This is a genomic window from Synechococcus sp. RC10A2 (assembly GCF_047502605.1).
In genome coordinates this window covers 36,046-55,510 of sequence record NZ_JANSHP010000069.1, presented here as the reverse complement: position 1 = coordinate 55,510, position 19,465 = coordinate 36,046, and the positions used below count along the sequence as shown (strand labels likewise).

20 protein-coding genes, 3 tRNA genes and 1 riboswitch are annotated in these 19,465 nt (G+C 60.7%); of the genes, 14 read left to right on the top strand and 9 right to left on the bottom strand.

The window, feature by feature from the left end; translation table 11 throughout:
* The first annotated feature begins 52 nt into the window (after positions 1–52).
* From NW848_RS10120 to NW848_RS10110, 3 genes are all read left to right on the top strand, one after another.
* Positions 53–412 (top strand): methyltransferase domain-containing protein, encoded by a 360-nt coding sequence (locus NW848_RS10120; RefSeq protein WP_143596959.1) that lies wholly within the window; start codon positions 53–55, stop codon positions 410–412.
* A gap of 89 nt (positions 413–501) precedes the next feature.
* Positions 502–1,077 carry a tetratricopeptide repeat protein gene (locus tag NW848_RS10115; protein WP_143596960.1) on the top strand — a complete coding sequence of 192 codons (576 nt, stop codon included), beginning with the start codon at positions 502–504 and terminating at the stop codon, positions 1,075–1,077.
* 167 nt (positions 1,078–1,244) lie between these two features.
* The gene (locus NW848_RS10110; RefSeq protein ID WP_099812198.1) at positions 1,245–1,796 is read left to right on the top strand and encodes a hypothetical protein; all 552 of its coding nucleotides are present in this window, start codon (positions 1,245–1,247) and stop codon (positions 1,794–1,796) included.
* Between the two features lie 284 nt (positions 1,797–2,080).
* Here the strand turns inward: NW848_RS10110 and metK are convergent, their stop codons facing one another.
* Together metK and NW848_RS10100 are read right to left on the bottom strand one after the other, a co-directional pair.
* Complete coding sequence (gene metK, locus NW848_RS10105; protein WP_414508752.1) at positions 2,081–3,340, bottom strand: methionine adenosyltransferase; 1,260 nt, start codon at positions 3,338–3,340, stop codon at positions 2,081–2,083.
* 302 nt (positions 3,341–3,642) lie between these two features.
* Positions 3,643–3,753: riboswitch (SAM riboswitch) on the bottom strand.
* A 68-nt stretch (positions 3,754–3,821) separates the two neighbouring features.
* Entirely contained in the window at positions 3,822–4,190 is a 369-nt protein-coding gene (locus NW848_RS10100) for a hypothetical protein (protein WP_011430055.1), read from the bottom strand.
* Positions 4,191–4,379: 189 nt separating this feature from the next.
* Here NW848_RS10100 and cobO point away from each other — a divergent pair, with 189 nt between their 5' ends.
* From cobO to NW848_RS10085, 3 genes are all read left to right on the top strand, one after another.
* Positions 4,380–5,066, top strand: a complete 687-nt coding sequence (gene cobO, locus NW848_RS10095; RefSeq protein ID WP_011430056.1) for a cob(I)yrinic acid a,c-diamide adenosyltransferase — start codon at positions 4,380–4,382, stop codon at positions 5,064–5,066.
* A gap of 17 nt (positions 5,067–5,083) precedes the next feature.
* Positions 5,084–6,490, top strand: coding sequence for a cobyrinate a,c-diamide synthase (locus tag NW848_RS10090; RefSeq protein ID WP_099812197.1), 1,407 nt, complete (start codon positions 5,084–5,086; stop codon positions 6,488–6,490).
* A 750-nt stretch (positions 6,491–7,240) separates the two neighbouring features.
* Positions 7,241–7,588 (top strand): DUF1815 family protein, encoded by a 348-nt coding sequence (locus NW848_RS10085; protein ID WP_011430058.1) that lies wholly within the window; start codon positions 7,241–7,243, stop codon positions 7,586–7,588.
* Positions 7,589–7,706: 118 nt separating this feature from the next.
* On the opposite strand, the gene NW848_RS10080 is transcribed toward NW848_RS10085, so the two are convergent.
* Positions 7,707–7,779, bottom strand: a tRNA-Glu gene (locus tag NW848_RS10080).
* 326 nt (positions 7,780–8,105) lie between these two features.
* On the opposite strand from NW848_RS10080, the gene clpP reads away from it, so the two are divergent.
* The 4 genes from clpP to NW848_RS10060 all read left to right on the top strand — a co-directional run bounded on the left by clpP (position 8,106) and on the right by NW848_RS10060 (position 11,460).
* A complete protein-coding gene (clpP, locus tag NW848_RS10075; protein ID WP_011430060.1) occupies positions 8,106–8,708 on the top strand; it encodes an ATP-dependent Clp endopeptidase proteolytic subunit ClpP in 603 nt (200 codons plus the stop codon).
* Between the two features lie 508 nt (positions 8,709–9,216).
* Positions 9,217–10,641: a form I ribulose bisphosphate carboxylase large subunit gene (locus NW848_RS10070; protein WP_011430061.1), complete on the top strand. Its 1,425-nt coding sequence runs from the start codon at positions 9,217–9,219 to the stop codon at positions 10,639–10,641.
* Positions 10,642–10,711: 70 nt separating this feature from the next.
* Entirely contained in the window at positions 10,712–11,119 is a 408-nt protein-coding gene (gene rcbX, locus NW848_RS10065; protein WP_011430062.1) for a RuBisCO chaperone RbcX, read from the top strand.
* Between the two features lie 8 nt (positions 11,120–11,127).
* Complete coding sequence (locus tag NW848_RS10060) at positions 11,128–11,460, top strand: ribulose bisphosphate carboxylase small subunit (RefSeq protein WP_011430063.1); 333 nt, start codon at positions 11,128–11,130, stop codon at positions 11,458–11,460.
* Positions 11,461–11,717: 257 nt separating this feature from the next.
* Here the strand turns inward: NW848_RS10060 and NW848_RS10055 are convergent, their stop codons facing one another.
* From NW848_RS10055 to NW848_RS10045, 3 genes are all read right to left on the bottom strand, one after another.
* Positions 11,718–12,476: a DUF92 domain-containing protein gene (locus NW848_RS10055; RefSeq protein ID WP_041438244.1), complete on the bottom strand. Its 759-nt coding sequence runs from the start codon at positions 12,474–12,476 to the stop codon at positions 11,718–11,720.
* Positions 12,477–12,524: 48 nt separating this feature from the next.
* Positions 12,525–12,615: transfer RNA gene (locus NW848_RS10050), tRNA-Ser, on the bottom strand.
* A gap of 106 nt (positions 12,616–12,721) precedes the next feature.
* Positions 12,722–13,228, bottom strand: coding sequence for a hypothetical protein (locus tag NW848_RS10045; RefSeq protein WP_228375466.1), 507 nt, complete (start codon positions 13,226–13,228; stop codon positions 12,722–12,724).
* Positions 13,229–13,801: 573 nt separating this feature from the next.
* Here NW848_RS10045 and NW848_RS10040 point away from each other — a divergent pair.
* Both NW848_RS10040 and NW848_RS10035 read left to right on the top strand, forming a co-directional pair.
* Positions 13,802–14,779 carry a PhoH family protein gene (locus NW848_RS10040; protein ID WP_011430067.1) on the top strand — a complete coding sequence of 326 codons (978 nt, stop codon included), beginning with the start codon at positions 13,802–13,804 and terminating at the stop codon, positions 14,777–14,779.
* On the top strand, positions 14,776–15,501 hold the full coding sequence (locus NW848_RS10035; protein WP_414402367.1) for an HAD-IA family hydrolase: 726 nt from the start codon (positions 14,776–14,778) through the stop codon (positions 15,499–15,501). The genes NW848_RS10040 and NW848_RS10035 overlap by 4 nt, the downstream gene beginning before the upstream one ends.
* Here the strand turns inward: NW848_RS10035 and NW848_RS10030 are convergent.
* Genes NW848_RS10030 through NW848_RS10020 form a run of 3 tightly spaced genes read right to left on the bottom strand, consistent with a single transcriptional unit; the run spans position 15,479 to position 18,143 of the window.
* Positions 15,479–16,267 carry an alpha/beta fold hydrolase gene (locus NW848_RS10030; protein ID WP_011430069.1) on the bottom strand — a complete coding sequence of 263 codons (789 nt, stop codon included), beginning with the start codon at positions 16,265–16,267 and terminating at the stop codon, positions 15,479–15,481. The genes NW848_RS10035 and NW848_RS10030 overlap by 23 nt on opposite strands.
* Complete coding sequence (locus NW848_RS10025) at positions 16,255–16,998, bottom strand: lysophospholipid acyltransferase family protein (RefSeq protein ID WP_011430070.1); 744 nt, start codon at positions 16,996–16,998, stop codon at positions 16,255–16,257. The genes NW848_RS10030 and NW848_RS10025 overlap by 13 nt, the downstream gene beginning before the upstream one ends.
* A gap of 11 nt (positions 16,999–17,009) precedes the next feature.
* Positions 17,010–18,143, bottom strand: a complete 1,134-nt coding sequence (locus NW848_RS10020; protein ID WP_011430071.1) for a cob(I)yrinic acid a,c-diamide adenosyltransferase — start codon at positions 18,141–18,143, stop codon at positions 17,010–17,012.
* Between the two features lie 192 nt (positions 18,144–18,335).
* On the opposite strand from NW848_RS10020, the gene NW848_RS10015 reads away from it, so the two are divergent.
* Complete coding sequence (locus NW848_RS10015; protein ID WP_414402366.1) at positions 18,336–19,268, top strand: PLP-dependent cysteine synthase family protein; 933 nt, start codon at positions 18,336–18,338, stop codon at positions 19,266–19,268.
* 74 nt (positions 19,269–19,342) lie between these two features.
* Positions 19,343–19,423: transfer RNA gene (locus NW848_RS10010), tRNA-Leu, on the top strand.
* The last annotated feature ends 42 nt before the right edge of the window (positions 19,424–19,465 follow it).

Below are 19,465 nucleotides of genomic sequence, written 5' to 3'. Positions count from 1 at the left end.
TGCTGGGCAAAGTTCTGCTTTGTTCAGCGTTGCATAAGTCTTTCGGAGCGGCATCTACGACCACCTGATTCAGGGGGACTTGCTGGAGCTGCTGCAGCAGACCTCAGAGCGCTACGACTTGCTCCTGGCGGCAGATGTGTTTATCTATCTGGGGGATCTGGCCCAGGTCTTGCCGGCCTGTGGGCGGGTGCTCAATCCCGGCGGGCTTTTGGCCTTCACCGTCGAGCAGGGATCCGCCCCCGGCTACGAGCTGGGATCCACCACGGGGCGCTCTGCCCACTCCGCCGCCTACGTGCTGCAGCAGGCAGAACGGGCAGGGCTGGATCCCGTCTATCACCAGAACTTTACCCTGCGGCGAGAGGGAGAAACCGACGTGCCCGGAGCCGTGTGGTGTTTACGTCGGCAGCCGTGATCGAAAGCGGCTGGCCCGAAATGGCTGTAGGCCCTCTATCCGCGCCCGGAAAGAATCGAGTAGAGTGGGGGCGCCCGCCTGGATTTGGATTGGGTTTTTATGAATCCGGACACCCCGCCTGCTGCGCCCTCGTCCCGCCGCTTCCCCGTTCGTCCTGTGGCAACGCTGGCCCTCGCCGCCGGCCTCCTGGCGGGGCCTACGCCCTTCTGCAGCGGCTACGGCTGCAGATGCACCGGGATCTGATCCTCTATCGGTACGCCGCTTTCTCCGGCTATGGAGATGTGACAGCGTTCGATCCCGGCCCAAGCGACCGCTGGTTTCCGCTCACCTACCCCGTATTGGCTCGCTGGGGAGGATCCGCCGACCCAAGCCGCCGCAGCTACGCCTTTGACACGCCGCTGCCCGACTACGTGGATCCCGGCGACCCTGGAGATCGCTACTTTCTGGAAGCCAAAGCCTTGCGGGACGGCTATGCCCGCCAGGCAATCTACGCCGGCAATGAGCTGCTGGCCCGCTTCCCGCAGAGCCGCTATGCCGGGGATGTGCTCATGAGTCTGGACGGCCTGACGGGAGAGGCTGCCTTCCTAGGGCGGCTGCTGGCGCAATTTCCCGACAGCGATCGCGCTCTGGAGGCAGCGCTGGGGCTGGGGCCTGTTGACCACTGAGTCTTCACCGTACTGCAGCTTCATGGCCTCTTCACAGAGCCTGCATGGAAGGCCAACAGCGGCATCCTCTGACGGGAGCTGTCTTGCGGGATCCGGGGATAAGGCTTTATCTCCCTTTTATCTCGCCGGATCTGGGTTAGCCTTGGGTTGAGTGTCCTTGGGCCCTGATGGATCCCGCGACCTTTTTGGAGCGCTACGGGTTTGAGCTAGAGGGGCAAGCCAGTCAGGCCTGGGTGGAGCGCTGGAGCAAACAGTTCCCAGCCTCTTGGATCCCGGCGGCCCTGCTGGAAGCCCTCTACCAGGGTCGCTACAAGGCCACCTCTGTGGAACAGATCCTCCGCCTCTGGCAGCGCCGTGGCGCTCCTCACCTCACCTTTCCCCCCGAAATCAGCCAATCCCTGTGGCGGGAACAACAGGAGCTGATCCGGTCTTTGGTCTCGACTGCCGCCAGCTCTTTTGCCCGCCCTCCCTCACCGCTCCCAGCCCCGCTCAGGAGAGGATCCCTCTTCTCCGGAGAATCGGCCATTTCTCTCGACTTGTTGTTGGATGAGCTGCAGGATCTCCCGCCCAAGCTGCGCCACCTGCTCGTTCATGTTCATCCTGCCCCGCCGACCTCCTCGGCGGCTCGCGCTGGTGGGACGGAGCTTTTGGTAACTTTGGAGCTGCAGCTTGCCGACCCTGTGGATCCTGACCAGCCATCCCAAGGGCAGCCTGGGTGAGTTTGCGATTTTGCCTCAGGGATCCTTGCCATCACAAACTCCGGCCTGCTCCCACCCCAGCAGAGCTTGGCGGGATGGGGGATAGGAGTGTCAGGTCTAGTCAAGACTGGCGTTGAAGGTCAAGCTCCCGCCATAGCCTATCAGGGCTGAGCGGGAGTTCTCGACGCCAGGCTCCACGGCGGCAGTGAACTGGCTGTGCACAGCCTATCCTGCCGGAGCTATCCCACTTGTCGAGCAACTGCACCAGGGCAGGCATTGAGCCCAGCCTGTCCCCCTTGATCCCCCTAGCCTAGGATGGCGGTCGCCCCGGCGAAAGCTTCCTCCCGCAGCAGGGCAGCCTTATCCGTGCGCTCCCAGGGCAGATCCAGATGGGTTTGCCCGAAGTGCCCGTAGACCGCCACGTTTTGATAGAAGCGCCCTCCCCTTTGGCGGGGCAACTCTCGCAGTTGGAACTGCGCCAGAATGGCCGCCGGCCTCAGGTCGAAGTGGCGCTGCACCAGCCGCAGCAGAGCTTCATCGGGGATGCGGCCGGTGCCAAAAGTTTCCACCAAAAGGTTGATGGGACGAGCCACCCCAATGGCGTAGCTGACCTGCACCTCGCATTTTTGCGCCAGGCCGGCGGCCACGATGTTCTTGGCCACATAGCGGGCGGCATAGGCGGCGCTGCGATCCACCTTGGTGGGATCCTTGCCGGAGAAGGCCCCGCCCCCGTGGCGGGAATAGCCGCCGTAGGTATCGACGATGATCTTGCGTCCGGTCAGGCCGGCATCCCCCTGGGGTCCGCCGATGACGAACTTGCCGGTGGGATTGGTGAGGAAGCGGGTGTTGCCATCGGGTTTGATGGGCAGCTCGGCAAACACCGGCTGCACCACCGCCTCCCAGAGATCGGCGCGGATCCGCTCCTGCACCGCTGCCTCTTCTGTAATGGCACCGATGGTCGGCGTGTGCTGGGTAGAGATCAGCAGGGTGTGAATGCCCACCGGCCGCCCCTCCTCATAGGCCACAGTCACCTGCGTTTTGCCATCCGGACGCAGGTAGGGCAGGGTGCCGTTTTTGCGAACCGCGGCCAACTGGCGGCTGAGGCGGTGGGCCAAGCTGATGGGCAGTGGCATCAACTCGGGGGTTTCGTCGCAGGCGAAGCCAAACATCAAGCCCTGATCCCCGGCCCCGATCAAGTCGAATTCATCTTCCTGAGATGTGCGACTTTCCAGAGCCAAGTTCACCCCCTGGGCGATGTCGGGGGATTGTTCATCGAAAGCCACCAACACCGCGCAGCTTTCTGCAGAGAAGCCGTTCTTGGCGTCGGTATAGCCAATTTCGGCCACCTTGTCCCGCACCAGTCGGGCGAAGTTGACATGCGCCTGCGAGGTGATCTCCCCGGTCAGGATCACCATGCCTGTATTCACCACCACCTCTGCCGCCACTCGACTTAAGGGATCCGCCGTCAAGAGGGCATCCACGATGGCGTCAGAGATCTGGTCGCAAATTTTGTCGGGGTGCCCTTCTGTCACCGACTCTGAGGAAAACAAAAACGACTTGGACAACGAACCTCTCCTTAAGACGAAACAGATACAACCAAGAACTGCCCAGAAAGCAGAGCCTGCTGCTGCCGTTCATCATCCGCCGGCCTGAGCAGGGATCCCTTCCACCTCAGCCGAGCAGAAGAACAGACCTAGGCCGTGGCCGACGCAGGAGCAAGAGCGCCGTATCGCACCGAGGACTTTGCCGCCGAAGCAATAGAGCCTCGCTCCGCTGCTGCAACCAGAGCTATTGGGAAGCGCTAAAGGGCGAAGTCGTCAGAAAAGTCCCCCTGGCAAGAGGACTGTCCTCTAGAGAAAGCTTTATTCCTTTATCTTTCGGTTACTGACTAACCGCAGGAGTTGGCACCGTAGCGGAGGCTTCCGCCGGTTGCCGCAGCTTCGTTGGGCCTGATCCCTCAGTCTGCTCTGGATAAAGAACGGAACTTGTCCTTATCGTACCCCTAACCTCGACGCATTTGTCAAAAAAATGGTTGCTGAGTGAGCCTCAGTCCAACAGCTTCTGCCACCAGTCGGTGGACTGGGCGGCCCTGAGAAAAAAGACGCTGGCCAAGCCCAAGGGAAAGAGGACGCCGAGAAAACCGACCGTCCCCAGCGCCCAAGCTAGGCGATGCAGGTGTCTTTTGCTGGCAGCGCCCGCGGCTGTTTCTGCCAAGACGGCCAACATCGATCCCAAAGCCGCCAACAGGGATCCACCCAGCCCAGCCAGATAGGCGGGCCCCAGCCACGGCTGCAACTGGGCAGCAGAGGCAATTTCCAGGCGTGGCAAGACTTGAAAACACCCTATCGCCAGCACGGCCCAGATGAAAGAGTACATCAGCAGGCTATCTCGAAAAGCGGCAGCCGGCTCTTTCATGATCCCAGCCCAATTGGGGATGAGTATGCAGCAAAACCCAACTTCTGGCTTGACAGGGATCCTAACCCATCTGCCCCAACTCTCCTGAAACCTGAAAACCTGAAAGCCAGATTAGGATGAAGAGCAGTCTGCTGAGCGAAAACTTCGGCCTGCCAGACCCCTCCTGCGGCTTCCCAACCCTCCATAGCCATGCCCCCCTCTCCCCTGCCGGAAACGCCCGGATCCCTGCCCACCTCGGCCCCCGAGCCGGAAGCCGAACAAAACCGGCGACACCGCCAAAGGATGCAACGCCGCCAGCAGATCCAGCGGCAGCGCCTGGCGAGCATGCGCGACGACAAGGGCTTGGTGATCATCTATACGGGGCAGGGCAAGGGCAAGAGCACAGCGGCCTTCGGCACCCTCTTCCGTGCCCTCGGCCAAGGGTTATCGGTGGGGGTGGTGCAATTTATCAAGGGGGCCTGGGATCCGGGCGAAGCCAAATTGTTGCGCAAGTTGGCCGCCCATCCCGAGCTGGAGCTGGGGAAAATTGCCTTTTACGCCATGGGGGAGGGCTTTACCTGGGAAACTCAGGATCGGGAGCGGGATATCGCCCACGCGCAGGCGGCCTGGGAAAAGGGGCGGGAGCTGTTCAGCAGCGGCGAGTACCACCTGGTGCTCCTCGATGAGATCAATGTTGCCCTCAAGCTGGGGTATCTCTCCCTGGAGCAGGTGTTGGCCGGCCTGGCCGAGAAACCGGAGCGAGTGCACGTGATCCTAACTGGGCGGGGCGCGCCGGCAGGCCTGATCGAGCGGGCCGACTTGGTTACCGAGATGACCTTGATCAAGCATCCCTTTCGCGACCAAGGGATCAAAGCGCAAATCGGCATCGAGTTCTAGTCCTTGGGTGGGGCAAGATGGCCATTCTGCTGGCGGCAGCCACAAGCGGCAGCGGCAAGACCACCGTCACGTTGGCTCTGTTGGCCGCCCTGCGGCGGCGGGGCCTGCGCATCCAGCCCTTCAAGGTGGGGCCTGACTACATCGATCCCCTGTTCCACACGGCGGTGAGCGGGATCCCCTGTCGTAACTTGGATCCCTTTTTAACCGATGAGAACTTTGTGCAGCGCTGCTTTCGCCACCACTGCCAGGGCAAAGATGGGGCAATTGTAGAGGGGGTGATGGGCCTCTTCGATGGGCGGGCGCCCGCATCCCCGCCAGATCCCACGAGCAGAACGGAGCCCTTTTTTGCCAGCAGCGCCCATGTGGCCCGCCTGCTGGGGATCCCCGTGGTGCTGGTCATCGACGGCAGCGGCATGGGAATGACAGTGGCCGCTTTGCTCTACGGCCTGAGCCGCTTCGATCCCGGCCTGGCCATCGCCGGCGTCATTTTCAACCAGGTGGCCTCGGAGCGGCACGGCCAGATTTTACAGCAAGCGGCGGCAGCGGTAGGGATCCCGGTTTTGGGCCAATTGCCCCGCCGTGAGGATCTGCGCCTGCCCAGCCGCCACCTGGGGCTGGTGCCCGTCTCAGAGCTGGATCACTTCCCCCACTGGCAGGAGGCCTGGGCCGACCTGGCCGAGCAGCACCTGAATTGGGACAAGCTGCTGCCGCTGATTCGAACGCTTCCCCCGGCAGCAGGAGAGCTATGGCCAGGGATCCCCTCTCTCGCGGAAAGGACTCCGTCCCGCCACCGTGAACGGGTTCGGGTAGGGGTGGCCCAAGACGCCGCCTTTAACTTCTACTACGCCGACAACTTGGACTTGCTGCGGGCCTGTGGCGCCGAGCTGCTGGCGTACTCTCCCCTGCAGGTGGGGCTGTGGCCGCCGGATCCCTGCGACGGCCTGCTCTTGGGGGGCGGGTTCCCAGAACTGTTTGCCGCCACCCTCTCTGAGAAAATAGCCCGACAGCCACCGCCGCCCGCCCACCCACCCCTGTATGCCGAATGCGGCGGACTGATGGTGCTGGGACGATCTCTCACCGATTTGCAGGGAAAGACCTACCCCATGGCCGGGCTGCTGCCCATCACGGTGGACATGGGCAGCCGGCTGTGTCTGGGCTACCGCGAGGCCACTGTTTTGCGCCCCACCCTGCTGGTCGAGGCCGGGGATCGCCTACGCGGGCACGAATTTCACCGCTCCCGCAGCACCCCCACCTCCCCCAGCCCAATCTACAGCTGGGGATCCCCGCCCCACCGGGAAGGCTGGGCCGGCCAGCGCCTGCACGCCTCCTATCTGCACCTTCACTGGGGATCCCGTCCCGATCTGGCAGTGCGGCTACTCCAGAATTTCTTAAGAATTGCTCAAGGCGCTCCTGATCCCGCTTAAAATAAAGCAGCGATGCAGCCCCAGTCTCCCGTTGCTGCGTCCGCCTTAGCCGCTTTCCGGCAATTGTCTAAAAAAGCTGCCGCCCTGCTCTGGAAGCAGATTCAAAGCAGATCAGTGAAAAGATCGCCATTCAGGGTTCAAAATCCGCTCCGATAGCAGGCTTCAGCGATCCCCAACTGCTTTGAGACTCTTTGAGCAATCAGTCTCCCTTCTTCCCAATCCCCAGGCCACAGCATCGAGTGTTTCCCTCTAGTTATCCGTGATATTCCTCAGCCTTTTCCCACCACAATTCCTCGGGAACCTACCCTACCTCCATCCGTCTGTAAGACCTAGCCCACTTGACCTCGCAAACGGGTCAACCCTTTCTAGACGTGCCACAATCGTCCTGGCCAAAGGGTGGGCAAAATCTTCACCGATAAAGCACTTCGGGATCAAGGCCCAAGCCCCGCCAAAGGAAAACTGACCGGTTCTCGGCAGGGATCGGATCCCAGCGGGCAAGAGTTTTGAATTAGGGTAAACTTTAATGTCTGTTCTGAGAGGAGTGTTAAATTAAATACAACATCCTCCTGCCTTAGACTTTGCCTAGCATGCTATTTGGCCTTCAGTAGTCTTGCTTAGTCTCTGGAGAGATGCTAAACGGATCCCTTTCTTGAGGATTTGTCGATCGTTATGCTAGATATGACTCTAAGTGACTAGGCATAAATTACTAGAACGCGCCCCGATGGGCCAACTCGCTATGGGAGGAGTGTGATGTTCGCACGGTTGGCGGAACAATACCGCAGCTACGTTCAAGACCTGGTGATGAGTTTGCAGGCTCTGGCCATTGTTTTGGAGAAGCGGGGCTACCCGGCTTCTTGCTACACCTGCGGCACCTCATTTGAGAGCGCCTCCTTCATGGTCAGCTTACGGGAGGGGCACTTGATTCGCTTTTTGGTTTCCGAATGCTCCATCAGTTGGACGGAGATGCGGGATGACCGGGAGCTAATGAAGTTAGAAGGGGCAGAAGCCATTCGCCAACTCCAGGATCTGGCAGAGCTGATCAAAGACGATCTGGTTGCTGCTGCCGCGCCGGCAGAAGCTCTAGCTGCCAGCAGTTGATTCCCATGCAGTTGGATGAGAAGCCTAGCCTACGGCCCTTTGGGCCTAGCCGAAGCTAAGCTAGACTCAAGGCGCCTCCCGAGCACCTTCCCCCTCCAACACTTGTCACCGGCCTTCATACCCCCAAGGGGATTCGAACCCCTGTCGCATCCGTGAAAGGGATGTGTCCTAGGCCTCTAGACGATGGGGGCATCCCAGAAATGACGCGATCCTGATTGTAAAGAGAGAGGTGTAATTTTGTCAACTTAAACTTATGTCCTCTCCTAGTCGGCGTCTCCCGAGTCCCGTTCTGCCAAGTTCAGGATCAAAATCCCCAGCAGAGCCAGGCCCAGCAAGCCGGCAATCACGAGGGGTTCATCCGGGATCACATCCATGCTAGGCCTCAAGCTGTCAACTTTACAGGCTGCTGGCTCCGAGCAACGCAGCACAGCCTCAGGGCGGCAAACCGTCCTAGGCGGAGCAGCCGTCCAGTGGCTTACACTACACTAAAAAGTAACAACCCATCGCTTGGACTGGCATGATTCCCACCGTTATTGAGCAATCTGCACGCGGCGAGCGCGCCTTTGATATCTACTCGCGTCTATTGCGGGATCGGATCATCTTCTTGGGCACCCAGGTGGACGACGACATTGCCAACCTGATCGTGGCCCAGATGCTCTACCTGGAATCTGAAGACCCCGAGAAAGATATTTACCTCTACATCAACTCTCCCGGCGGCTCCGTCTATGCCGGTATGGCCATCTACGACACCATGCAGCACATTCAGCCGGATGTCTCCACCATCTGCATTGGCTTGGCCGCCAGCATGGGAGCCTTTTTGCTGGCAGGAGGTGCCAAAGGCAAACGCATTGCCCTTCCCCACGCCCGCATCATGATTCACCAACCCCTCGGTGGAGCCCAGGGGCCAGCCACCGATATCGAGATTCAGGCTAAAGAGATCCTCTTTATCAAAAACAGTCTCAACAGCCTGCTGGCCTACCACACTGGCCAGCCCCTGGAGCGCATCGAGCGCGATACCGACCGCGACAACTTTATGACTCCAGAGCAGGCCAAAGAATACGGCCTCATCGACCAGGTGATCACCAGGAGACCCCAACCATCCTTGGCCGCCGTTTCTTAGCCCCTCTGGCCGCTGCAGACAAACCCACCCAGCTCCCTTCTCAAGGGAGCTTTTGCCTTTTCCAGGGATCCCACCCAGGGATATTAAGAAAGCCAAAGAAATCTATATTTTCGGCGCCAACCAAGGGGGCTTACTTTAATCAAACTAATCGAACTCATAAAGAAAGTAACGATCAGCCTGTCTTTGCGGATGATAGCTTAGGATTAAACCAATGTAGGCTTGTGTTTGTCAAAGTTCTAGCCTAGACAGTGTATAGAAATCTCGCCACTGGATTTCCAAAATCCAGGCGGTTGAGGCTAGCGATTGGCAGCGCTTGAAAAGGAGGGTTTAGGACTTTACATCCGCTTGGATGAAGACTGTCTCGAAGCCCAAGTAGGGCCTCACAGTTGTGAGGCGAGTTCATTCACGAAAACTCGGTGGTCTGTGGTTTTGGCCCTGAGTTTTGCCTCTTGATTGCATCCGTGAATGGCATTTTCTGGTTTTGTGATTCGTTTAGAGGGAGATCAACGTGGCCTACTCAGCAACCCAAACCAAAAAGGGCTATCAAGCCGGCGTAAAGGATTACCGACTCACGTATTACACGCCCGATTACACGCCCAAGGATACCGACGTCTTGGCCTGTTTCCGGGTTACTCCTCAGCCGGGCGTTCCCCCCGAAGAGGCCGGGGCGGCTGTGGCGGCTGAATCTTCGACCGGCACCTGGACAACCGTGTGGACGGATCTGCTCACCGACTTGGATCGGTACAAGGGCCGCTGCTACGACATCGAGCCGGTCCCGGGCGAAGAGAATCAATACTTCTGCTTCGTCGCCTACCCGCTGGATCTGTTCGAGGAAGGCTCGGTCACCAACATGCTCACCTCGATTGTAGGCAACGTCTTTGGCTTCAAAGCCTTGAAAGCGTTGCGGCTGGAGGATGTGCGGATCCCGGTGGCCTACCTGAAGACCTTCCAGGGCCCTCCCCACGGCATTCAGGTGGAGCGGGACAAGTTGAACAAGTACGGCCGTCCGCTGCTGGGCTGCACCATCAAGCCCAAGCTGGGCCTTTCCGCCAAAAACTACGGACGGGCCGTGTACGAGGCGCTGCGGGGCGGGTTGGACTTCACCAAAGACGACGAAAACATCAACTCCCAGCCCTTCCAGCGCTGGCGGGATCGCTACCTCTTTGTGATGGAGGCTGTCCACAAGGCGCAGGCAGAGACTGGCGAGATCAAGGGGCACTACCTGAACGTGACGGCGCCCACCTGTGAGGAGATGTTCAAGCGGGCGGAGTTTGCCAAGGAGATCGGTGCCCCCATCATCATGCACGATTACCTGACTGCCGGATTTACCGCCAACACCAGCTTGGCCAAGTGGTGCCGCGACAACGGCATCCTGCTGCACATTCACCGCGCCATGCATGCCGTGATTGACCGCCAGAAAAACCACGGCATCCACTTCCGGGTGCTGGCCAAGTGCTTGCGCATGTCCGGCGGCGACCACCTGCATGCCGGTACGGTGGTGGGCAAGTTGGAGGGCGACCGCGCCATCACCATGGGCTTTGTGGATCTCATGCGGGAAAACTACGTGGAGGCCGACCGCTCCCGCGGCATTTTCTTCACCCAAGATTGGGCCTCCATGCCTGGGGTGATGCCGGTGGCCTCCGGTGGCATTCACGTCTGGCACATGCCGGCGCTGGTGGAGATCTTCGGCGACGACGCGGTGCTGCAGTTTGGTGGCGGAACCCTGGGACACCCCTGGGGGAACGCGCCAGGCGCCACTGCCAACCGGGTGGCCCTAGAAGCCTGTATCCAGGCCCGCAATGAGGGTCGGGATCTGGCCCGTGAGGGCAACGAGATCATCCGCGAAGCGGCCAAGTGGTCGCCGGAACTGGCGGCTGCCTGCGAGCTGTGGAAGGAGATCAAGTTCGAGTTCAAGCCCGTCGATACGCTCTAGAGATCTGCCGGGGGCAAGGGATCCCCAGAGTTCTCTTGCCCCGCTGCTTCGGCTTACCCCTGGACTGGCCATGGATCTGAAACAGATCGCCAAAGATACGGCCAAAACCTTGATCAGCTACCTGACCTATCAGGCAATGCGCACGGTGCTGGCCCAACTGAGCGAGACGGATCCTCCCAGGGCCCTGTGGCTGCAGCAGTTCTCGGCTCGGCAAAACCTTCAGGAGGGGGAAACCTACCTGCGGGCTTTGCTGGCAGAGCGTCCTGACCTGGCCTATCGCATCATGACCGTTCGCGAGCACATTGCGGCGGAGGTGGTGGACTACTTGCCGGAGATGGCCAAGACCGGCATCCAGCAAGCCAACATGGAACACCGCCGTAGCCACCTGGAACGGCTTACCTCAGCAGCGGGATCCCCGCTGGCCACGCACCCGGAAGCGGGATCCCCTCTTCAGAACCCTACACCTGAAACGGAGTAACTTCAGTCATGCAAACCTTGCCGAAAGAGCGCCGCTACGAAACTTTTTCCTACTTGCCTCCGATGACGGATCTGCAGATCCTCAAGCAGGTGCAGTACATCTTGGATCAAGGCTACATTCCTGCCATCGAATTCAACGAGTCTTCGCAGCCCACCGACCACTACTGGACGCTGTGGAAATTGCCCCTGTTCAGCGCCACTTCTCCCCAGGAGGTGCTGACCGAGGTACAGGCCTGCCGCAGCGCCTACCCCAATTGCTTCATCCGTGTGGTGGGTTTCGACAACATTAAGCAGTGCCAGGTACTCAGCTTCTTGGTTTACAAGCCCAGCGGCCTGCGCTAGGAGAGGTCCAGAGCAATCGGTCTAGTTCCCAGCCAATCGGCGCAGAGGGAGAGCTTCTCCCTCTTTATTTATTTCTTGCTTTGCATAGCCATTCCCAATGGCAACGGCGCCATTCTCAATCTCAAAAATACAGTCATTTCAAACAGCAACGAAACGGTTCTTTGCCTCGTTATTGCTACGCAACGCTCTAACTCCCCTCTCCCAGAGGGAGAAGGGCTGGGGGTGAGGGCAGCGGCGCGGAGCGCTTGGGCATCTTTTTAGGATCCGATCCCCAAAAGCGCCCCCAGACCCACTGCTAAAAGAGCTGCTAGGGTCGTTTGAATGCCGTTCACCACTTCATTGCTCATCCAAGCCAAGCGAGGCTGCAACACCACCCCCATCCAGCTTTCTGCCAAAGTGGCCAGGATCCCGGCCAGCCAGCAGATTCCCAACCATAGGAGATTCCCTCCCACCCATTCTCCGCCAATGCCCCAGGCCAAGGCGGCCATCCCTCCTGCTGCCGCCACCCCCGCCAGGGATCCCTCCAGGCTGACGGCTCCCTCAGTGCCTGCTGGCACCGGCTGCAAGGTGGTGATCAAAAAGGTCTGACGTCCGTAGGCTTTTCCCACCTCGCTGCTGACGGTATCGGCCAACTTGGCGGCGAAGCTGGCGCTATACCCCAACCACCAGAGGGGATGGGCAAAAAGCGCATATCCCACCGCACAGGCAGCTCCCGTCAGGGCAGATCCCCAGACATTTTCCGGCCCTCGCGCCCCCTCTCGCTTTTCGGCGATCCCCTGGGCCTGCTTGCGGCGGATCCCCAGCTTGGTTACGGCGGTGCCGACTAAAAAATAGGCGGCTACGACCAGGTAACCCCGCCCTCCCAGGCCCCCCCACACCAACAGGCCCAGCAGGCCCGCGTGGAGAACCCCAGCTCGCGTCAGCGCCTTCTGGGGGCTCAGCAGGGCCAGCGCCACCAAGGCCAGATTGAGCCAGAGCGCCACCCCCCACTGACTCAGCAGCCACGCCTGACCCATGGGTGCCCTCCACCACCGGCAAGGGCGGCTAGGAACTGGCCACAACAACGGAGAGGGAGGGATTCGAACCCTCGACGGAGCTTTTGGGCCCCGTAACTTCTTAGCAGGAAGCCGCTTTCGACCACTCAGCCACCTCTCCAGAGCGGCAGAGACCTCAGCAAGCTGGGATCCAGCCGCCGGTTCACCTATTGTAGAAGATGGGATCCCACCCGGCAACTGTTCTCGAGCGGGATCCCTGCTGCAGCTCAGTTCACCACCTGCACATAGATATCGAAGCTGCCGCTGTTGTCGCCGTAGCTGCCCTTGGCGTCATTGACGTTGAAGGCGATATCCAAGTTGGGATCCAGATCCACCTCTTGCGGCTGCTCCGGCGAGGATTCCCAGACCTGCCGGGCCACCAACCGGGCGTTGGGCTGGAACAGCACCAGGCCGTAGCGGCAAAGACCGGGGTAGCGCCACTCCGAAGGCGTGGGGATCCCTTTGCCGAGAGGAGAGCGGATGCTGGTGGAGAAAGAAAAGCCATAGCGCCAAGCCACATTTTTCACAAAAAAGCGAATGCGGCTGGCCCGCAGCGGCTGCCCCTGCCAGTGCAGGATGTTGCCCGGTTCTTGGTTGACCCGCAGGCCGTAAAAGGCGATCCAGCCCTGCAAGTTCTCCTCTTGGGGTTGGGTGCCCTCGATCGCTGCGGCTTGGCTCCAGTCTAAGTCGCTGCCATCGCAGGTAATCTCTGGCGGGACTTGCGTCAAATCCATTTGTGGCAGCCCTGACGTAGCGGGTGTAGCCGATTGGGTAAACATCTATCTCTCCTTTTCTTCAAAATGACTCCAGAAGTGAGAAGCTGTAAAGAGCTTACAGGGATCCCAAAAATGAGCCGGGGAAAGGTTTTAAAGACAAACCTATTCCTCTCCCTGCTGCTGGATGGAGAATCTCAGATGAACTGTGACATCGGGGCTGAGAACCTCAGGCTCTTCCTCGATCGGGCAAGAGATTAAGGTCTCAAGCTCTTTGTAATAGGTCAACTTTACTTGATGGATGGCGGCTATTCCCAGAGAAATAGACCTTTGCAATACTTTTTTAGGGAACCATAGGAATCTGTTAATTCCCCAAGACTTGATTGCCAACCAAGGCCGAAACCCAGATCCTTACTCAGCGCAGATCTTCTGGGACCTCGTATTCCAAAACACATTAATTTGTGCAATGCCCCTGTTAAGCACTCTTGCGCTCGTTTGGTCTCTGCAGCAGCTTTCCGCAACCCGGAGCGCTTTGACAACCGTTTTTGATAAGATCACCATTGCAAGTCTCGCGGGGTGCCCGGCGCCCACGGCATGCACGACACTTCTGCCGCCACCGATCTGGAGATCATCTCTTTGTCAAGCCCTCGGCAGGCCATGTCCTTGGCGGGCATTCAGGAGGCCAACCTGAAGTGGATCAGTCGCTCCAGTGGTGCCTCTGTAACGCTGCGCGGACAAGACCTGTACCTGAAAGGCACCCCTCAGCAGCGGCAGCAGGTGCGGCAGTGGCTAGAATTGCTGAAGCCGCTTTGGCAAACTGGACACCCTGTCACGGTGATTGATGCGGAGCAAGCTTTTCGCGCCCTCTCCGGCCAGGAGGCTACGGCCTATCAGCAAGCGCAAGCAGGTGTGTTGGCCCGCACCCGTAAGGGAGAGTTGATCCGGCCCAAGACACCCCGCCAACAGGAGTACGTGCAAGCCATTCGCACCCACGATCTCTGCTTCGGCATCGGGCCGGCAGGCACCGGGAAAACCTATCTGGCTGCCGTTGTGGCCATCACAGCCCTGCAAAACCGCGAGTACGAGCGTTTGATCCTGACGCGACCAGCGGTAGAGGCAGGGGAGAAGCTGGGCTTCTTGCCAGGGGATCTGGTGGAAAAGGTAGATCCCTATCTGCGGCCTCTCTACGATGCCCTGTTCGAGTTTATCGACCCGGCCAAGCTGCCCCAGCTTATGGCCCAGGGAGTCATCGAGGTGGTGCCGCTGGCCTACATGCGGGGGCGTACCCTCAGCAACGCTTTCATCATCTTGGACGAGGCCCAAAACACCACCCCGGAGCAGATGAAGATGGCCCTCACGCGGCTGGGCTTCCGCTCCCGCATGGTGGTTACCGGGGATCTCACCCAAACGGATCTGGGCAAGCATCGCCTGTCGGGCCTGGCGGCTGCAGAGCGCATCCTGGCGGGGGTAGAGGGGGTTGCCTTTTGCTACTTTGACCAGCGGGATGTGGTACGCCACCCCCTGGTGCAGCGGATTGTGGATGCCTACGCCCGCTACGAGAGCCAGCAGTGAGACCGAGGGTAATCTTCTTCGATGCCGTGGGCACGCTGTTTCGGGTGCGGGGCAGCGTCGGCCAGGCCTACAGCCAGGTGGCAGCAGCGTATGGAGTGGCGGTGGATCCGCAGGCGTTGGATCGCGCCTTTGCCCAAGCTTTTGCCAGCGCTCCGCCGCCAGCCTGTGCCGGTCTTCTGGGATCCGCCCTCCAGGAATGGGAGCGGGCCTGGTGGCGCCAGGTGGTGCGCCAGACCTTTGCGGGGGTGGGATCCCTGGCTGCTTTTGGGGAGGAACGGTTTGAGGCGTTTTTTGCCCGCCTTTTCGAGTATTTTGCCACGTCGGATCCCTGGGAGCTCTATCCCGAGACGCTGCCGGTTCTGCAGGTTCTGCAACAGGAAGGGATCCGGCTGGGGGTGATCTCCAATTTCGACAGCCGCCTGCCCAGGGTGCTGCAGGCGCTGGGGCTAGGGGGCTATTTTTCCAGCCTTACTCTCTCTACCCAGGTGGGCTATGCCAAGCCCGATCCCCGCATCTTCCAAGCTGCCCTAGCGGCCCAGGGGATCCCGCCTGCCGCTGCCTGGCACATCGGCGACAGCCGCCGCGAAGACTATCAAGGGGCCAAGGCAGCAGGCCTGAGGGCCCTTTGGCTGGATCGAGAAGGACAAGATCCCTCCTGCCAAGAGCGAATCGAAAACTTGGGGGGATCCCTCTCCCTGCTCAATGCGCTGGAGCGGAATTAAGCAGTAGCGGGGCAAAAACCCCATCGGGCTTGAGCAAGTAGCGCCGCAGGTTCATCTGCCGCTCCAGAAGGCAGGCATGGCCGCTCAAAGGCGAGATCTCCACCTGGGCCTGGGGCAGTCGCTCCGCCAGACGCTGCACCTCCTGCACCGAGGGCAGGAGGCGATCCCGCCCCCCCGCCACCAGCAACGTCGGCAGGGTCATCGACTCCAGGGGCAGCTCCTCCACGACAAACGATCCCAGCAAGGCCAGGCGCTGGGCGGCCACCGTGGGCTCAACACTGTGAACGGCCTGGCGCAGCCGCTCCCGATCCGGCGGCTCCATTTGGCTTAGCTCCGCCAAAAATCCCAGCCCCCGCTCCGCCATCTGGTGGTAGAGCGCCGGCGGCAAAAAAGGCAGGAGAACATGACCTGCCCACCACCAGGGCCGGCGCCGCAGCGACGAGGCCGGATTAACCAGAATCAGGCCGCGACAGCGCTCCGGCTGCTGGGCAGCCACAGCCAGGGCTAGGCAAGCTCCGAAGGACTCGCCACACAGGTAGGCTCCCTCGTCCAGCTGGGATCCCACCCAATCGGCCAGGCTCTCCCAGCTCTGCCCTGCTGCGGGGTGGTTTAAGCTCAAAGGGCGGACGTGAAACTCGGCTTGCAGAGCCTGTGCCTGCCGGTAAAACAATTTGCCGGTGCCATCCATACCCGGCAAATAGAGCAGCAAGGGCCGCTTCTGGCGGCTTGGACTAGAGGCAATGGGCTTGCCCTTCAATGTTTCCATCTCCTTGCCAACCCCAAGCGCACCTGTTCGCGAGCGGCTGCCGTCAACTCCTGAATTAGCTGCAGCCGCTCCTGGCGGCAGGTAGAGCGCCCTGCTCCCCCTACCCAAAGAGGGGATCCCACTCGAACCACCACCTGACGGTAGATCACCACCGGATGCCCCCCCGGCCGCTGAAACCTGGGCTCCGTGGGATCAAACCAGCGGAAAAAAGCCATGGGAATATCCATCGCCCGCCACTCTTCCTGCGCCCACACGGCCACCGGCAGGATCGGCAGGGGATCCACGCCAGCAGCCAAGGCCAGATGGGCAAAGCCCGGCTGAAACCAGCCCAGCTCTTGGGGCGAGGTCTCGCGAGTAATCTGCTCCGCCCCTTCCGGGAAGATCCCCACCCCTCCGCCTGCCGCCAGAGTGGCCTGCGCCTGGCGAAAAAAGGCAAGCTGCGGCCCTGATCCCTGCTGGAGGGGGATACAACCCAGGGCCAAGGCAACCTCCCGCAAGAGGGGCACTTGCGATAGGTAGTAGTGGCAGGCAAAACGAATCGGTCGATCCAGCCCAGCAATCAGCACCGGCGCATCCAAAAAGCTGCGATGGTTGCTCACCACCAGCAGGGGGCCCTGGGGAACCCGCTCCTTGCCCTCCACCCACACCTCCGTCTGGAAAAGGCCAAGCAAGACCTGCGCCAGCGCCCTCGCGTCGGGGAACCCGCTTTGCTGCAGGAGTTGATCCAGCATCGCCACCCTGCTCAATAGTCCACCCCGCGCCGCAGATCGGCCCCCTGTTCGGCATAATGCTTGTGGCTCACCATTTCCGAATGGACAGAGGCCAGCTCAAAGTAGGGCAAAGGCGCATGGCAGCGCCCTGTGATGATGATCTCCGTATCGCGTGGCTTGCGCAGCAAAGCCTCAACAATCGGCTCCACATCCAATAGCTCCAGATCCACCGTTGGGTTGAGCTCGTCCAGAATAATGGTCTTGTAAAGCCCAGAGGCGATGGCCGCCCGTGCCAGCTCCCAGCCCCGCTCCGCCTCCACGTAGTCGATTTCCTGCTGCTTGCCCCGCCAAACGATGGCGTCGCGGCCGCAGCGCTGGTGATCCACCAGATCGGGATAGCTCTCCCGCAAAGCCCGAATGGCCGCATCTTCTGTGTAGCCCGTTCCCCCCTTTAGCCACTGCATAATCAGGACGCGGTGGGAGAGATCTTTGCTGATGCCGCGCCCAATGGCCTGCAGAGCCCGGCCCAGAGCGCTGGTGGACTTGCCCTTGCCGTTGCCGGTATAGATCTCGATGCCGCTGAGGAGGGGCTGGCCGTCCTGGGGATCCGCCGCCCGCCGCACGCTGCGCATTTCCGAGTGCAAATCTGCTAGGTCGATAATTTCCTTAGGGGCGCCCCGTCCGGTGATGATGACCTCCATTTCCTCTGGCTTTTGCTTGAGGGTGCTGACGACCTCGTCCACAGGCAGCAGGCCCAGATCCAGCACCGGGTTCAGCTCGTCCAGCACCACCACCGAGTAGAACCCCGACGCCAGCGCCCCCTTGGCCACATCCCAGCCGCGGCGGGCCTCTTGGCGGTCAAACTTAGTGATCTCGTCGGGGCCGAAGAACTCTCCTCGCCCCGTGCGCAGTTGATCGATAAGGTGGGGGAAGCCGCGCTGCAGAGCGGCAATCGCGGCATCCTCGGCATAGGTGCGGCCCGGCCCCTTGAGAAACCGCACCAGCAACACCCGGCTGGGGGCCGAGTTTTCAATCCCCAGCCCAATGGAACGCAGCACAACCCCTAGCGCCGCCTGCGACTTGCCCTTGCCCTCGCCGTCGTAAACATGGATCTGGCCTCGCCGGCGGTCAAATTGTTGCGCGGTTACAATGCCGATTTCTGCCATGCCCCTCCGCATCACGCCGCTGTCCAGAACTCGTGCTTCCCTACCCCCATCTTAGAGTCTAGCCAGAGGTTTTCGGGGAAGCGCGGAGAGGGCCAGAAAAAGCCGGCAAGAGCCGATAAACACCGGGATAAGATGAGCAATGGTTGTCCAGCCCAGTGCTTATCTAGCGAGGGATCCCCCTTGTATCCAACCGTGTTTTCTTCTCGCCCCTTGCCCCCTGCGGTCGATAGCCCCATCGAGCTGGTGGGACGGACGCCGCTCATTCGCCTGCGGCGGGTCACCGCCGACCTGCCGCCGTCGGTGCGAGTGTATGGCAAAGCAGAGTGGTACAACCCCGGCGGCTCGGTCAAGGATCGCCCGGCCCTGAATATGATCCGCGCTGGCGAACGCGAGGGCAAGCTTACGCCTGGCAAGATCATCCTGGATGCCACCAGCGGCAACACCGGCATCGCCTACGCCTGGATCGGGGCAGCTTTGGGGTACAAGGTGAAGCTGGCCCTGCCGGCCAACGCCAGCCCAGAGCGCAAGAAGATCCTCGCCGCCTACGGGGTGGAGGTAGTGCTCACGGATCCGGCCCTCGGCTCCGATGGGGCCATCGAGAAAGCCCGCGCCCTCTATGCCGAAAACCCGGATCTCTACTTCTATCCCGACCAGTACAGCAACCCCGCCAACTGGCAGGCCCACTACGAGACCACGGGGGTAGAAATCTGGGAGCAAACCCAGGGACAGGTCACCCACTTCGTAACCGGGTTAGGCACCAGCGGCACCTGCATGGGGGTGGGGCGGCGCTTGCGGGAGTACCGCTCCGATATCCAGATCATTGCCATGCAGCCGGACTCCCCCTTCCACGGCCTTGAAGGCCTCAAGCACATGGCCACTGCTCTCAAGCCCGAGATTTACGATCCCACCCTGCCCGACCAGCACATCGAGATCTCCACCGAAGCAGCCCAGAAAATGGTCAAGCGTTTGGCCTTGGAGGAAGGCTTGTTGGTGGGCATCTCTGCCGGAGCCAATGTGGTGGCGGCTCTACAGGTGGCCTGTCAGCTCTCCTCCGGCGTGGTGGTGACCATCTTGTGCGACGGGGCCGATAAGTATCTCTCAGAGCGGTTTTGGACAGAAGATTAAACTAGCCCGTACCGCAATGGCCCCTCCTCTTAACAGCCCCGCCCTTTTGCCGCTATGATGGTTAAACCTGGAATGCGGATGTGGCGGAACTGGTATACGCGCACGTTTGAGGGGCGTGTGGCTTTGCCATGCGAGTTCGAGTCTCGCCATCCGCACTGGGCCCTCACCCCCAGCCCCTCTCCCAAGGAGGAGAGGGG